This is a genomic window from Thermoanaerobacterium thermosaccharolyticum DSM 571, from assembly GCF_000145615.1.
Taxonomy (GTDB): Bacteria; Bacillota; Thermoanaerobacteria; order Thermoanaerobacterales; family Thermoanaerobacteraceae; genus Thermoanaerobacterium; species Thermoanaerobacterium thermosaccharolyticum.
Window position 1 is genome coordinate 1,965,369 of record NC_014410.1, and the last position, 15,864, is coordinate 1,981,232.

A 15,864-nucleotide genomic window follows, 5' to 3' on the forward strand; every position below is an offset into this window, starting at 1 on the left:
GCTTCATATATATAAATAAATTATATTTTTTTTAGCAATATTAATATTCAAGGAGGAGTTTTAATGAATATTGAATTAATTGTTGGTGGTATAATATCACTTATGATACTTGTATATCTAATTTATATGTTGTTCAAAGCAGATGAACTATGACAAAAAATACAATAACCCGATTTCTAGTGTTTTTAATATTACACGTATTACAGGGAGGATTTTTAATGAGTTATGATATTTTACAAATGATAATATTTATCTGCCTATTGACAGCAATTACAGTACCGCTTGGTTCTTATATTGCAAAAGTGTTTACAAATCAGCATACATTTCTAGATTTTATCGCAAAGCCAGTTGAAAAATTAATATATAAAATTACAGGTATCAATGATAAACTTGAAATGAATTGGAGGGAATATGCTCTATCGTTGATAGCATTTAATATTTTAGGTATAATTGTTCTTTTAGCTATTCAAATGTTACAAGGATCATTGCCATTAAATCCACAAAAACTAAAAGGGATTACTTCTTGGCACCTTGCATTAAATACGGCAGTAAGCTTTGTAACAAACACAAACTGGCAAGCATACAAAGGCGAAACAACAATGAGCTACTTAACACAGATGCTAGGTTTAACATCTCAAAATTTCTTATCCGCTGCTACAGGTATATCAGTCGCTATTGCACTTATTAGAGGTATTTCAAGACATTCCACAAAAAATATAGGAAATTTTTGGGTTGATATGACAAGGTCAATAATATGGCTATTTTTGCCTATGTCTTTTCTGCTTTCACTAATACTAACTCAGCAAGGAGTTATACAAAATCTAAGTAGCTATGTAGAAGTACATACTATTGATGGGCTTAAGCAAATTATTGCAATGGGTCCCGTTGCATCTCAAGAAGCAATCAAAATGCTTGGAACAAATGGTGGTGGCTTCTTCAACACAAATTCTGCACATCCATTTGAAAATCCTACACCTTTAACAAATATGTTAGAAATGCTTGCTATCCTTGCTATACCAGCTTCACTTCCATATGCATTTGGCAAAATGGTTAAAAATACAAAGCAAGGATGGGCTATCTTTGGCGCCATGCTCATTTTATTTATAATTATGCTAGGTACAACATATTATTCAGAAAAAACTGGCAATCCGATAATTAGTCAAATTAAAATAACTGGTCCTTCTGCAATGGAAGGAAAAGAAGTTAGATTCGGAATAGCGGATTCTGCTTTGTTTTCAACAGTTACAACAGCAGCATCTTGCGGTGCAGTAAATTCTACTCTCGATAGCATGACACCACTTGGTGGACTAGTGCCAATGCTCCAAATAATGCTTGGAGAAGTTATATTTGGAGGCGTTGGTTCAGGTCTTTACTCAATGCTTATTAACGCATTCTTAGCCGTATTTATTGTCGGTCTTATGGTTGGCCGTACACCTGAATACATCGGCAAAAAAATTGAATCATATGAGGTGAAAATGTCAATATTAGCTATTTTGGTACCTGCGTCAACTATACTTATTGGAAGTGCTATTGCATCAGTGACAAAAGTAGGAACAGCTTCATTGTTAAATCATGGTCCACATGGTCTAAGTGAAATATTGTATGCTTTCGCATCTAGTGCAGGCAATAATGGCAGTGCATTTGCAGGATTAAATTCAAATACATTATTTTACAATATAGCAACTTCAATAGCAATGTTTATTGGACGATTTGGCGTAATTATACCTGCACTTGCTATAGCAGGCAACCTGGCAAATAAAAAGATTGTTCCAGCAAATGTAGGAACATTTCCTACTGACAATGCTTTATTTTCAGTACTTTTAGTCGTAATCGTACTAATAATCGGTGCATTAACTTTTTTCCCGGCACTTTCTTTAGGACCAATAATTGAGCAGTTGCTAATGAATGCCGGAAAATTGTTTTAAGCAGGGAGGTATTAATGTGAGCAAAAAAGAATCCAACAGAATTAATATCAATAATAAAGAACTAATTAAAAATGCATTTAAAAAATTAAACCCAATAACACTGTTTAGAAATCCAGTAATGTTTATCGTTGAAATAGGTTCAATTTTAACAACAATAATCACAATTATGGATATCATAAATAAAAGTGCCGAGACAAATTTTGACTTACAAATATCAATTTGGCTATGGTTTACTATCTTGTTTGCAAATTTTGCAGAGTCACTAGCAGAAGGACGCGGTAAGGCTCAAGCTGATGCATTGCGTAAAACAAGAAAAGATATAAAAGCCAAAAAATTGGTCGGAAATAAGACTGAAATAGTGTTGGGATCTACTTTAAAAAAAGGTGATGTTGTCCTCGTTGAAGCTGGTGACATAATACCAGGAGATGGAGAAGTCATTGAAGGTGTGGCATCTGTGGACGAAAGCGCAATTACTGGAGAATCTGCACCAGTCATAAGAGAATCTGGTGGTGACAGAAGCTCTGTAACTGCTGGTACAAAAGTCTTATCAGATTGGATAAAAGTAAAAATCTCTTCAGATCCTGGAGAATCTTTCCTTGATAAAATGATCGGTCTTGTTGAAGGTGCAAAAAGACAAAAAACACCTAACGAAATTGCATTGACGATAATGCTTATAGGACTTACAATAATATTACTTTTAGCCACTGTTACAATTGAGCCATATGCAATTTATTCTGGAACCAAAATATCAATCCCTACTCTTATTGCTTTACTTGTATGCCTCATACCAACAACAATAGGAGGTTTATTGAGCGCAATAGGTATAGCAGGTATGGATCGCCTCATTAAAAAGAATATATTAGCAATGTCTGGTCGTGCAGTTGAAGCAGCAGGCGATGTGGATGTCCTCCTATTAGATAAAACAGGTACTATTACATTTGGCAATAGGATGGCGACAGAATTTATTCCTGCACCTGGTATAACAGAGAAAGAGTTAGCAACAGCCGCACAGATGTCTTCCCTTTCTGATGAAACGCCGGAAGGCAGAAGCATTGTAGTTCTTGCAAAAGATAAATACGGAATTAGAGAACATAACTTAAAAGAATTAAATGTAGAATTTATACCATTTACAGCCAAAACTCGAATGAGTGGAATAAATATAAATGGCAATAGAGAAATAAGGAAAGGTGCTATTGATGCAATAGAAAATTATGTAAAGGAAAAGGGTGGCAAAATACCTGAAGAAGTTTTAAATGCTGTTAAGATGATCGCACAAAATGGTGGCACTCCATTGGTTGTTGCAGAAAATGACAGAGTACTAGGAGTAATTCATCTAAAAGATATCGTCAAAGGAGGTATTAAAGAACGTTTTGCAGACCTACGTAGAATGGGAATAAAAACTGTAATGATAACAGGTGATAATCCCATGACAGCAAAAGCTATAGCAGATGAAGCAGGTGTAGATGAGTTTGTAGCAGAGGCAAAACCCGAAACAAAGCTAAACCTTATTAAAGAATATCAAGCAAGTGGACATTTAGTAGCGATGACAGGTGATGGAACAAATGATGCCCCTGCACTTGCACAAGCAGACGTTGGTGTTGCTATGAATTCAGGGACACAAGCTGCTAAAGAAGCAGGGAATATGGTAGATTTGGATTCAAGTCCTACAAAACTTATAGCAGTTGTGGAAATCGGCAAACAGTTGCTGATGACACGTGGTGCACTAACGACATTTAGCATTGCAAATGACGTAGCTAAATATTTTGCAATAATACCAGCTATGTTTTCAGCTACATATCCACAATTAGGTGTTTTAAACATCATGCATCTAAAAACGCCAGAGAGCGCAGTTTTATCAGCGATAATATTCAATGCACTTATTATAATTGCATTAATTCCATTAGCATTAAAAGGCGTTAAATACAGACCACTAGGAGCAGCAGCCATCTTTAAGAGAAACATGCTTATATATGGATTAGGAGGACTTATCGTACCATTTATAGGGATAAAAATAATTGACATAATAATTACATCATTGGGACTAATTCATTAATGTATCAACCGCTAGAAAGGAGTCTAAACATGTTTAAAAGTATAATTTTAAAAAGCACAATGCTTCTTATTGTGCTTACTCTAATAACTGGTTTAATATATCCACTTGCAACTACAGGCATTGCGCAATTGATTTTCCCGTATCAAGCAAATGGAAGCTTACTTTACAAAAATGGAAAGGCAGTAGGCTCTAAACTGATAGGTCAACAATTTAGTGATCCTAAATATTTCCATGGGCGACCTTCTGCAGCTGGTAAAAATGGATACGATGCAACGTCATCATCAGGTTCTAATCTCGGTCCGACAAATAAGCTATTAAAGGAAACCGCTGAAAAATTAGCCATTCAGTTGAGAAATGAAAATAATCTACCAGCATATGCCGCTGTTCCTTCTGACCTAATTACATCATCGGCTAGCGGTCTTGACCCTGATATTAGTATTGAAGCCGCACTTATCCAAATACCGAGAATAGCTAAAGCCCGCGGCATATCTGAGGCAAAATTAAAAAAACTCGTAAATGACCATATTATAAGAAGACAATTAGGAATACTAGGAGAACCAAGAGTAAATGTCTTAGATCTAAATATTGCTCTTGACAATCTCAAATAGTGACAGTATAATTTGCCTCTTATAATATTAGTTGTAAGGGATAACATGTATTTCAATATTTTTTGCTGAATTTATTAGCTTTAATACAGTTGACCCCCTTAAAAGCGTCTCCAGCTTTCTCCTGTTTGAATGCCCCATTATTATCTGTGTAATATGTCTTTCTTTTGCAAATTTCAATAACTCTTCAGATACGCTTTTTCCCCTCAAGACCACCACTTCTGCCCCTAACTGCTTAGCAAGCTTAAAATGGCTTTCAAGTACCTCCATATCCTTTTTAGTTGGTTTTTTTGCAAAAATATTTGTGCATTCCACATATACAACTATCCATTCACATTTAAACCTATGAGCCCTTCTAGCACCCCGTCTTATCAATTTCTTTACAAGCGGATTAAAGCTGATACATACCATAATCTTTTCATTTGTTTCCCAATTTTCTTGTATGCCGTGCTCTTTCATATATTGTTCTAAGTCTTCATCAACTTCATCTGCAGACTGTCTCAGTGCGAGTTCTCTCAAAGCATTTAAATTGCCTTTTCGAAAAAAATTCTTTAGTGCCTGGTCAACTTTATCAAGATTATAGACTTCTCCTCTTTTTAGTCTATTTTGAAGAGCATCAGGTGTTACATCTATAACTTCTATTTCATCAGCATTGTTAACTATAGTATCCGGTATTGTTTCACGTACAGTAATGCCTGTAATCTGTTTTATGGTATCATTTAAGCTTTCAAGATGCTGTATATTTAAAGTCGATAAAACGCTTATGCCGTTTTGAAGTATTTCCTCTACGTCTTCATACCTTTTATTGTGCTTACTGCCAGGGACATTCGTATGTGCCAACTCATCCACCAATACAACTTGAGGTTTTCTTTTTAATATAGCATCAAGATCCATTTCGTACTGTACTGTACCTCTATATAAAACTTCTTTTTTAGGTATTATTTCTAAATCACCTATCATTGCTTCTGTTTCTTTTCTGCCATACGTCTCAACAACACCAATAACGACATCTTGACCTCTTTTTAATCTTCTGTTTGCTTCATCTAGCATAGCATACGTCTTTCCTACACCTGGAGCATATCCTAAAAATATTTTTAACTTACCTCTTTCATTTTTGTTTGCTATTTTCAGCGCTTCCTCAGGACTAAGCCTCTTAAAACTATCGTTCATCGCATCACTTCCCAAAAAATTATATTTCTATTAAATATTATAATTTAAATCACTTACACTATTGAAATCAATCAACCATTTTCCATTTCATTTTGTGTCCAATTAACGTTAATTATTAACTACTTAAAATATAAACAACCCTATAATCACCATTGCTTTTACAATATTTTATCATATTTTTTCGCTCAAAACTACATAAAGCGCGCCAGTTAAGTTTTATAAATATTCACATATCCATTACTGTTTAAGTAATTCATAATCCATTTGCAAAATTTTAATTTTATTTTAAGGAAATTGAATTAAACTATAAATAGTAAAAATAAAGGGTAATGGAGGTACAATTATGAGATATATTAATAAATTAAAAAAATTATCTTGGATAGCAATTGTATGGTTTATATCCCGTATTGCTCTTATATTTATAGGTTGGGTAGCAAACCTACGTATACCTGGTGGTAACCCTTCTCAACCATGGCCTATGTCTAAGGCACCTCTAATTTTTACAATGTGGGATAGATATGATTCACAATGGTATTTAGTTATCGCAAAATATGGATACAATATACCTTATAAATCCCATTATTCACCGCAAGCCTTTTTCCCTCTTTATCCAATGTGTATAGCATTAGTACATAAACTAGCAAAAATACCATACGTGGTTGCAGGTGTAATAATTTCAAATATTTTTTTCCTTGTTGCTTTATTTTTTCTATATGAATTAGTAGAAAATCGTTTTGATGAGGAAATAGCACGATTGACAATTATTTTTACATTTTTATTTCCTACATCATTTTTCTTTTCTGCTATCTATACTGAATCGCTATTTCTTCTGGGAACCGTATTAGCATTTTGGGCAGCTGACCAAGACAAATGGTGGATTGCTGGTATAGGTGGTGCCATAGCTGTCTTAACACGTAATCTCGGAATAACTTTACTTTTGCCTTTAGCATGGATAGCAGTGGAGAAACATGGACATAAAGCTTGGAAAAATTTATTTCCTCTGCTCTTAATACCTATGGCATTTTCTTTATGGGCAATCTATCTATGGCATTCTACTGGTGATCCACTGCGTTTTATTCACTCTGAAAGCGGATGGGGGAGATTTTTATCACCACCATGGGTAGGTATTCTAACTGCAATCAAGAAAATTTTAACTCCAATACCATCAGTAAAATTTCCTTCCGGAACATATATAAGTGCTTGGAGTATTCAATTTTCACATGTTTATAGTACAATTGATGTTACCGCAGCAATTTTAGGTATAATTCTTCCTTTAGTAGGTAAAAAATACGGTCAACCATGGCCATGGGTTATTTTTGCCTTAATTGGTGTTTTGATACCAATGTCAGCACCAACTTTGTACTCTATGACACCATTAGCAAGTATGACACGTTATATTTTGGTGCTTTTCCCTCTAATGGTAGCATTAGCACAAATATCAAAAAAACATCCAAGTTTAGAAATAGCACTATTCGTCTCTTTACCCTTAATTCAAGGATTATTTTTCATATTGTTTACAACATGGAATTGGATAGCGTAAAATTCATACTGTAAAGCATTATTTAGTAAAGCTTGGACAATTGAAAGTATCTTACATGCGATTGGTACTCAAATAAAGATTTTTATCTATCTTTTTCTGATTTGGCAGGAAGCCATACGATAAATGTAGAGCCATGTCCCTCTTTGCTTATTACATCAATCTTGCCGCCATGTACTGTTGCAATCCACTGACAAATAGATAGTCCAAGTCCATTTCCACCACTTTGTCTACTGCGTGCCTTATCAACACGATAAAATCTTTCAAATATATGATTGATATGTTCTTCTGGTATGCCTATCCCTGTATCCTGAATAGATGTTTTTATATAATATCCATTATTTTCAACAACTACATTTATATGCCCTCCAGGAAGATTGTATATTATAGCATTATCAATAATATTATAGAAAAGCTGTGTTAACCTCGTTTGATCACCATAGATATATGATAATTCATTTTTTGTTAAACAAAGATCAACATTGTTACTTTTTGCAACAGGCTTTAACTCCTCAACAATTCCTTCTAAAAGTTCGCTGAAATTCAAACTTTCCATATTTAATTTGTCGGTATTTGAATCACTTCTTGCCAATAGTAATAAATTTGATACAAGTTTGCCCATATGTCTAGCTTCATCAAAAATAATTGAAAGCGTCCTTTTATATTCTTCAATGTCATGGTTATTTTCAAGCATTGATTCCGCTTGTCCTTGAATTACCGCTATTGGTGTCCTCAACTCATGTGAAGCATCGTTCGTAAACTGCTTTTGTTTCTTAATAGATTCATCAATTTTATCTATCATCATATCAAAAGTCTGTGCAAGGTGCCCAACTTCATCATTTGTATACGGAAGATTTAACCTTTTTGAAAGATCTCCCATACTAATTTCACGAGCAATTTTTGTCATATAGCTTATTGGCCTTAATGCACGATTTGCAAGTAGAAATCCACCTAAAATAGAAATAACTATTAAAAAAGGTATCAAAATTATAAACAGCTGAAATAAATTATTCATGGCTATCTCTGCTAAATTTAGAGGTTGTGCCAATACTATAATGCCTATTATTTTCTGATCCGCATATACAGGTTCTGAATATATTCTCCAAGTATCATCTCCGATCTGAATAGTTTTAAATTTACCCAAAAAGTCATTTTTTAAATCTATATATCGATTTAAAACATCTTTTGATAAATTCGATTCCAACAATTTCATGTCTGGATATGAATATAAAGCTCCATAAAAGTTAGTATTTGTATAAAATGGTTCGCTGTCCGTCGTTAATTTTCCGTTCTCAACATCAATTGAAGATGTAATCTGTGCCGTTTGTGATTTTAAAAATGCATCTTCATTTACAAGAGTCATTTTTTGAACACTAAAATATATAGTTATACCAAAAGTAGCTATTATTATGATCAAAAATAATGTATACCAAAGTGTCAATTTTAATTTAATAGGAAAGAATATGTGTCTCATAAATTCACCCACTAATTTCTTCTTATAAATTTACAATTGTGTTTCTTTTAAACAATACCCACTACCTCTAATCGTCTGAATTAGCTTTATATCAAAATTATCATCAATTTTTTTCCTTAAATATCTGATATATACATCAATTATATTTGACAAACCATCAAATTCATACCCCCACACATGATCCACTATTTGTGAACGGGTTAGTACACGACCTGAATTTCTCATCATATATTCAAGCAAAGAATATTCTTTACTTGTCAAAGTAATTATTTTGCCACCGCGTCTTACATCATGTGTAAGTGTATTTACTTCAAGATCTGCAATTTTTAATATAGGAGATTTTGATGGTTGTTCTCTTCTTAATAATGCTCTGATTCGAGCCGTTAGTTCAGATAGCTCAAAAGGTTTTGTCATATAATCATCAGCACCTGTATCAAGTCCTTTTACCTTATCATCTAGAGCATCTTTTGCTGTTAGCATAAGTATAGGCGTATTAATATTCATATTCCTCAAATTTTTTAAAATTTGAATACCATCAATCTCTGGTAACATTATATCAAGTATAATAACATCATAAACATTCATTTTAGCACATTCCATACCGTCAATACCATTTTGGGCAATATCGACGCTGTATCCTTCTTCTTTTAATGCCTTATTTAATAAGTCTGTCAAATATGGTTCATCATCAACAACTAATATCCTCATGATATAAACACACCTCATTCCTATAACTTTTTTACTTATTGTAGCAGAATATTATTAAATTCGTATTAAAAAATCTTTAAGATTTTAATTTTATATTAATAATCGATTAATATCTCTTTAATTCTTGAACTTTATAATAAGCATGTAAGTTGACGATAAGTCAACTAAAAAAAATAGATGAAAGGGTGTATCAAATGAACAAAAAATTACTAGCTTATTTTTTAACAGGAGCAATATCACTTGGAGTGATAGGAGGTGTAAGCATATTAAGCGTAGCCAATGCAGCAACTAATAAAAATGCTGTGATTCAATCAACAGTGAAAAATAATCAAGATACAAACGGGTACATTTCATCAATAAAGTCGCCTAATCAGAACAATACTCAAGAAGAATTAAAAAATTCAAAAGAGAATGAAGCGAATGAAAGTGCTAAGCTTAAATCACTTGCTAAAATAAGTGAAACTCAGGCTAAAGATGCTGCACTGAAAGTTGTATCTGGCACTGTAAGTAAAGTTGAACTTGATAATGAAGACGGCAACATTGTCTACAGTGTTAGCATAAATACAAATACAGGCGTTGTAGATGTAAAAGTTGACGCAGGAAATGGAAAAGTTCTAAAACAAGATAGAGAAAATGACAATGAAAATAAAGTAGAAAAAGCAAAAGAAGCTGAAAAAGCTGGTACTTACGAAAATGACAATGTTAATGTTCAAGTCCAACAACAAGGTGAAAATCAGAATTAAAACTTAATATATTCTAAAATATTAACGGTGATACAATACAGTATCACCATTTTTAATATTATTTTAATTATACAAGGATATAATACAAATAGTGCTAAAAAACTGGAGGTTAGAAGATATGTGTGGAATATGTGGATTTTCTGGAGATATGGCAAATTATCTGGGCGAAAATAATTTAAGAGAAATGTTAGACATCATTATTCATAGAGGACCTGATGATGAAGGTACTTATTTTAAAAATTATACAGCTTTAGGCATGAGGAGATTAAGTATAATTGACTTAAAAAGCGGACATCAACCAATCCACAATGAAGAAAAAGATATATATGTTGTATTTAATGGTGAAATATATAATTTTCAAAGTTTGAGAACAGACATGATAATAAAAGGGCATAAATTTTATACATCGTCAGATACAGAAGTTATTGTACATCTATACGAAGAATATGGTGATGAATTTGTATCATACCTTAATGGAATGTTTGCTATTTGTATATGGGATGAAAAAAACAGGAAATTGCTTCTTGCAAGAGATAGACTTGGCATAAAGCCACTTTATTATACTTTTAAGAATAATACGATTATATTTGGATCTGAAATAAAATCACTACTAAAATGTAAAATTGTCGATGCAGAATTAAATTACAGCAAAATCGGAGCATTACTTTCATATAGGTATGTACCTGGTACTGAAACAATGTTTAAGGATATATTTGAAGTTATGCCAGGAAATATATTAATATATAGCAATAAAAAATTTAAAATAAAAAAATACTGGGATATTGAATTTAAAGATAACCCAGATATAGGCGAAGAATTTTATTATGCAAATAAAACATTAACTTTAATTGATTCATCCATTAGTAAAAGAATAGTAAGCGACGTACCTATAGGAATATTTTTAAGCGGAGGGCTCGATTCCACCATAATATTATCAGAAGTGTCAAAATTTTATGATAAAACTATAAAGACATTTTCTGTTGGGTTTGAAAAGCCAAAATCAAAAACTGATATAAACGATTATTCTGAATTGGCTCTTTCAAAAAGAACTGCAAATTATTATGGTACAGAACATTATGAATTTATCATAAAACCAGATGATGTAATAAACGATATTAAAAATATTATTTGGTATATGGATGAACCATTAAGTGATCCAACAGCAATACCATTGTATTATTTATCAAAGCTTGCAAAAAATTATGTCAAAGTCGTATTATCTGGCGAAGGGGCTGACGAAATATTTGCTGGATATACCGTATATAAAGAACCTTATGCTGTAAATAAGTATAATCAAATGCCAAAATTCTTAAAAGATTTAATAGAATCACTAAGTTCTAGAATGCCGACTAATTTTGGAAAGGACTTTTTAAGGCGAGCAAAACTTCCTATCTCAAAGAGATATAGAGGGGTCGGTATGACCTTTAAAGATGATGAAATATCTACATTATTAAGTGGAGATCTATATGCATTATGGTTAAAGGACATGAAAAATGATAAATATTTGAATTCATTTTATCATATGCCACAATGGAAGGATGAAGTTAGCCAAATGTTGTACTTTGATCAAAAGGTATGGCTGCCAAAAGATGTTCTTATAAAGTCAGATAAGATGACAATGGCAAATTCAATAGAATTGCGTGTTCCTTTTCTTGATTATAGAATAGTTGAATTTGCTTCATCAATACCATCAAGTCTAAAGTATAGAGGTAATAATGAAAAATATATATTAAAGAAGGCATTTAAAGATACTTTGCCAAGTTTTGTATTGAATAGAAAGAAAAATGGATTCCCCGTTCCATTAAGCTCATTATTAAATTTAGAGTTTAAAAATTTTGCAAAGGATATTTTGCTTTCTCAGAAATCCCTCTCTAGAGGTTATTTCAATAAGCAATATATCGAAAATCTTTTTAAAAAGTATAATAGCACAAGCTATAAAGGAAGACAAATTTGGCTTCTTTTGACTTTTGAATTGTGGAATAGAATATTTATCGACAGCAGTAATGCTTCATTAGATGAAGAAATGTCTGTAATATAAATTATAAGGTTTTAATCTTAAAATTCCATTTGGATATCAAATATATCCAATTTTATATTTTTTTAATGTTCTGTTAACAAATTATTCATATATTTATGATATTATTCTATTACAATTATGACACAAATAGGGGGAAATCTAAATTGAACGAGAAAAAGTTTAAATGGAAATATATTTTTATAGTATTCGCTCTTTCTGCTATAATTATAATTTCTTCTATAATGAATTTAAAGACGACATTTGCTAATCTTACGGAAAGAAAACCTGTTCCAGATAACAGCGATCCAGGTCAAAGAATACTTGTAGTAGTGCCACATCCTGATGATGAATCATTGGGAATGGCAGGTGTTATAGAAAGGGCTGTTGAACTAAAAAGGCCAATAAAAGTAGTTATAGTAACTGACGGTGAAAGCTATAGAAGTGCTGCTATCGCATTGACAGGTCATAAAAATCCCACTTCACGAGACTTCTATAAATTAGGATTAACGCGCCATGGTGAAAGTATAGCTGCAATGTCTGTACTTGGACTGCCTAAAAGCGATGTAATATTTTTAGGATTTGCTGATGGAAGTACCAGATTTTTGTGGAGCGACTTTTGGGATAATGGAAAACCTAGAATAAGCGGAGGAACAAATGTAGCATCTTCTCCATACAAGGATGTGTATAAACCCGGCATAGCATATACAGGTCAAAACTTAGAAAATGAACTGCAGAATATTATGAAGTCATATAAACCAACAGATATTTATTATCCCATGGCAGATGACATACATCCTGATCACTGGGCTGTAAGCAATTTTACAAGATATGCTATTACTGCACTTAATTTAAATGTAAGAGAGCATATGTTTTTAGTTCACCATCCGCAGTGGCCTGTTCCATGGTTATTAGTTCCAAACGAAGCACTTCTGCCTCCTACTGACATGAAAGACAGCAATACAGTGTGGCAAAGCTTTGCTTTAACTAAATCAGAAGAATCTAAAAAAGAACTTGCAATAAAGCAGTATAAGACTCAAATAAAAGTAATGGAACCATTTTTGTTGGCTTTTGTAAGGAAAAATGAGTTGTTTGGAACAAAACCTGTTATAACAATACCAACGATAGATTATAAACCAAATTTATACAGTCAAAATATACCATATCCTCTTCTAAATATATCTACAGGCGGAGTACTTGACCAAGAAATTTATAGAAGTGCTGATTTGATAAAACTTGCTTCATTTTATTATGACAATCATTTATATCTTGGCATCAAAACACTGTCACCTATATCGAAAAATGTAAGATATAATATCGAAATGAGGCTGTTCTACAAAAACAATATAAAGCGAATCGATTTAGGATTAGTAAATGACAAGCTCTATCAGTACAAAAAAGCTAATAATTCTTTATTGAATTCTATAGCTTCAAAGCCAATAATAAATAAAAATATACTGTGGGTTAAATTGAATATACCTCAAAAGCAAGATTTGCGTTATATATTCATAGGATCTGACTCAATATATAAGGGAAAACTGATAGACAAAATTCCGTGGAACATGTATAAGTTATCTAAACAAGCATAACTTATATTGCTGTAAAATTGAGGTGATGATTTTGCAAAAAAAATATTTAAAAACTACAATACTCATTTTCATAGTATCAGTATTAATAATTACAGTAATTGGCGGCTACTTTTACGTAGAAAAGCACAAAAAAACACCGCAAAATACCACAGCTAAAGTAATTGAAAAAAAGCAAAACCTTCCTAAGCCAATTAAGCTTAATCTGCCTGATGATGGCAATCAATATGATGTTATAGTCGTAGGAGCAGAACCGGAAGGTGTAGCTGCTGCAAGGTCTGCAGCTAAAAATGATGCAAAAGTTTTAATAATTAATAAACACAATGGTCCCGGTGGCCTTATGACATACGGCATGTTAAACACAATTGATATGAGCAAGGGCCCCAATGGAATATTGCTTACTCAAGGTACATTTAAAGAATTTTTTAAAGGCATAGGCTCAAAAAACTCTTTTGATGTAAACAAGGCAAAAGAAGTATTTTTAAAGCTTTTAAGTTTGCCAAATATAACACAGTCTTACAATACAGTATTTGAGAAGCCCATAATGGATGGAAATAAGATAATAGGCATAACTGCATTAAAAGACGGAAAACAAGTAAATTTCTATGGAAAAAGGATAATCGACGCAACACAGGATGCTGACGTTGCAGCCTCAGCAGGTGTTCCATACACAGTTGGAGCAGAAGACATGGGTGTAAAAGGCAAAGTACAGGCATCAACACTAGTATTCAGATTAAAAGGATTAGATTGGGACAACCTTATAAAAATAATAAAGTATGAGAAGAAGATACCAGCAACGTATATAAACGACACATCAGCAAATGGATTTTTATCAATTACGAAAAAGTACAAGCCATCTACACAGATGTTGAGACTAAGAGGATTAAACCTTGGCAAGCAAGACGACGGTACAGTATTAGTAAATGCACTTTTGATATATGGCGTAGACGGACTCAATAAAGAGTCAATCGACAATGGAATTAAACTAGCAAAGAAAGAACTTCCACGAATAGTCGAATTTTTTAGAAAAAATATCCCGGGCTTTGAAAAAGCAGAACTTGATGGCACAGCAGATGAACTTTATATAAGGGAAACGAGGCACATAAAGGGATACTACACACTGGACATAAATGACGTCGTATTTAATAGAGATTTCTATGACAGAATTGCAATAGGCTCATATCCTGTGGACGTACAAGCCACATCGCCAGAGGACACAGGCTTTGTATATGGAAAACCAGTAGAATATGCAGTGCCTTTTAGGTGCATAGTACCACAGAATGTAGACAACCTCTTGGTAGTTGGACGGTCAGCATCCTACAGCCATCTAGCAGCAGGATCAGCCAGGACAATACCGATAGGGATGGCAGAAGGAGATGCAGCAGGTGTAGCATCTGCATATTCAATAGCCAAGAATAAATCATTTGCTGACATAATAGGAAACGAAAAAGATATAAAGAATATACAATCGATTTTAGTAAGCCAGGGAGCATATCTTACGCCGTTTAAAGTTGAAAATAGTGTAGAGAAGAGTTGGGCCAACACAGGGCTTAAATTTGTCCTTCACTGGGGGCTTATAGTACCTGGATACAACAATGATTTCAAGCTTGATGAAAATATAAAGAGCATATCATTTTACTACATGACAACAAATATGATTAAAAGATCACTGCCAAATAAATCACAAATTGTTGATGATAATTATCAGTATTTAAAAAAATACATTGCTGACAGGCCTATGAATAAAGAAGAGGCAGCACAAATACTTTTAACATATAGCGGATATGCGAACGAAATTAACAAATACAAAGGAAAATTATTTGAATTGGCACATGAAAAAGGGTTAATATCTGATATCGCATATAACAATATGAAAAGCAGAGAAAATGTAAAATGGGCAGATGCTTATGATATGGTACTTTCACTTTATAATTATTTAAAAAATTTCACAAAATAATAATAGAAAAAAGCTCGGATAGCATCCGAGCTTTTTAAAATACAACAATTTTCCTGCCTTTTTAATTATAGCTCTCTCTAGATATAACATAA

General features: G+C 32.8%; 11 protein-coding genes. 8 read left to right on the forward strand and 3 right to left on the reverse strand.

What is annotated here, in order from left to right; all coding sequences use genetic code 11:
• Nucleotides 1–218: 218 nt before the first annotated feature.
• The 3 genes from kdpA to kdpC are packed head-to-tail and all read left to right on the forward strand — an operon-like array spanning nt 219 to nt 4,586.
• Nucleotides 219–1,925, forward strand: coding sequence for a potassium-transporting ATPase subunit KdpA (kdpA, locus tag TTHE_RS09785; RefSeq protein WP_013298424.1), 1,707 nt, complete (start codon nt 219–221; stop codon nt 1,923–1,925).
• 16 nt (nt 1,926–1,941) lie between these two features.
• On the forward strand, nt 1,942–3,978 hold the full coding sequence (gene kdpB / locus TTHE_RS09790; RefSeq protein ID WP_013298425.1) for a potassium-transporting ATPase subunit KdpB: 2,037 nt from the start codon (nt 1,942–1,944) through the stop codon (nt 3,976–3,978).
• 29 nt (nt 3,979–4,007) lie between these two features.
• A complete protein-coding gene (kdpC, locus tag TTHE_RS09795) occupies nt 4,008–4,586 on the forward strand; it encodes a potassium-transporting ATPase subunit KdpC (RefSeq protein ID WP_013298426.1) in 579 nt (192 codons plus the stop codon).
• Nucleotides 4,587–4,613: 27 nt separating this feature from the next.
• Here kdpC and TTHE_RS09800 read toward each other — a convergent pair whose 3' ends face one another.
• Nucleotides 4,614–5,753 (reverse strand): sensor protein KdpD, encoded by a 1,140-nt coding sequence (locus tag TTHE_RS09800; protein ID WP_013298427.1) that lies wholly within the window; start codon nt 5,751–5,753, stop codon nt 4,614–4,616.
• A 343-nt stretch (nt 5,754–6,096) separates the two neighbouring features.
• Between TTHE_RS09800 and TTHE_RS09805 the strand changes: the two genes are divergently transcribed.
• Nucleotides 6,097–7,293, forward strand: a complete 1,197-nt coding sequence (locus tag TTHE_RS09805; protein WP_013298428.1) for a mannosyltransferase family protein — start codon at nt 6,097–6,099, stop codon at nt 7,291–7,293.
• A gap of 82 nt (nt 7,294–7,375) precedes the next feature.
• Here TTHE_RS09805 and TTHE_RS09810 read toward each other — a convergent pair whose 3' ends face one another.
• On the reverse strand, nt 7,376–8,764 hold the full coding sequence (locus TTHE_RS09810; RefSeq protein WP_013298429.1) for a sensor histidine kinase: 1,389 nt from the start codon (nt 8,762–8,764) through the stop codon (nt 7,376–7,378).
• A gap of 30 nt (nt 8,765–8,794) precedes the next feature.
• On the reverse strand, nt 8,795–9,472 hold the full coding sequence (locus TTHE_RS09815; RefSeq protein ID WP_013298430.1) for a response regulator: 678 nt from the start codon (nt 9,470–9,472) through the stop codon (nt 8,795–8,797).
• A gap of 194 nt (nt 9,473–9,666) precedes the next feature.
• Here TTHE_RS09815 and TTHE_RS09820 point away from each other — a divergent pair, with 194 nt between their 5' ends.
• The 4 genes from TTHE_RS09820 to TTHE_RS09835 all read left to right on the forward strand — a co-directional run bounded on the left by TTHE_RS09820 (nt 9,667) and on the right by TTHE_RS09835 (nt 15,772).
• On the forward strand, nt 9,667–10,215 hold the full coding sequence (locus TTHE_RS09820) for a PepSY domain-containing protein (protein WP_013298431.1): 549 nt from the start codon (nt 9,667–9,669) through the stop codon (nt 10,213–10,215).
• A gap of 118 nt (nt 10,216–10,333) precedes the next feature.
• On the forward strand, nt 10,334–12,253 hold the full coding sequence (gene asnB, locus TTHE_RS09825; RefSeq protein ID WP_013298432.1) for an asparagine synthase (glutamine-hydrolyzing): 1,920 nt from the start codon (nt 10,334–10,336) through the stop codon (nt 12,251–12,253).
• Nucleotides 12,254–12,396: 143 nt separating this feature from the next.
• Entirely contained in the window at nt 12,397–13,818 is a 1,422-nt protein-coding gene (locus TTHE_RS09830; RefSeq protein WP_013298433.1) for a PIG-L deacetylase family protein, read from the forward strand.
• A gap of 31 nt (nt 13,819–13,849) precedes the next feature.
• Complete coding sequence (locus TTHE_RS09835; protein ID WP_013298434.1) at nt 13,850–15,772, forward strand: FAD-dependent oxidoreductase; 1,923 nt, start codon at nt 13,850–13,852, stop codon at nt 15,770–15,772.
• Nucleotides 15,773–15,864: the final 92 nt, after the last annotated feature.

Bases quoted from the DNA above. Each gene is read 5' to 3' on its own strand.
- kdpA (WP_013298424.1), top strand. From the start codon at position 219: ATGAGTTATGATATTTTACAAATGATAATATTTATCTGCCTATTGACA.
- kdpC (WP_013298426.1), top strand. From the start codon at position 4,008: ATGTTTAAAAGTATAATTTTAAAAAGCACAATGCTTCTTATTGTGCTT.
- TTHE_RS09800 (WP_013298427.1), bottom strand. From the start codon at position 5,753: ATGAACGATAGTTTTAAGAGGCTTAGTCCTGAGGAAGCGCTGAAAATA.
- TTHE_RS09805 (WP_013298428.1), top strand. From the start codon at position 6,097: ATGAGATATATTAATAAATTAAAAAAATTATCTTGGATAGCAATTGTA.
- TTHE_RS09810 (WP_013298429.1), bottom strand. From the start codon at position 8,764: ATGAGACACATATTCTTTCCTATTAAATTAAAATTGACACTTTGGTAT.
- TTHE_RS09815 (WP_013298430.1), bottom strand. From the start codon at position 9,472: ATGAGGATATTAGTTGTTGATGATGAACCATATTTGACAGACTTATTA.
- TTHE_RS09820 (WP_013298431.1), top strand. From the start codon at position 9,667: ATGAACAAAAAATTACTAGCTTATTTTTTAACAGGAGCAATATCACTT.
- asnB (WP_013298432.1), top strand. From the start codon at position 10,334: ATGTGTGGAATATGTGGATTTTCTGGAGATATGGCAAATTATCTGGGC.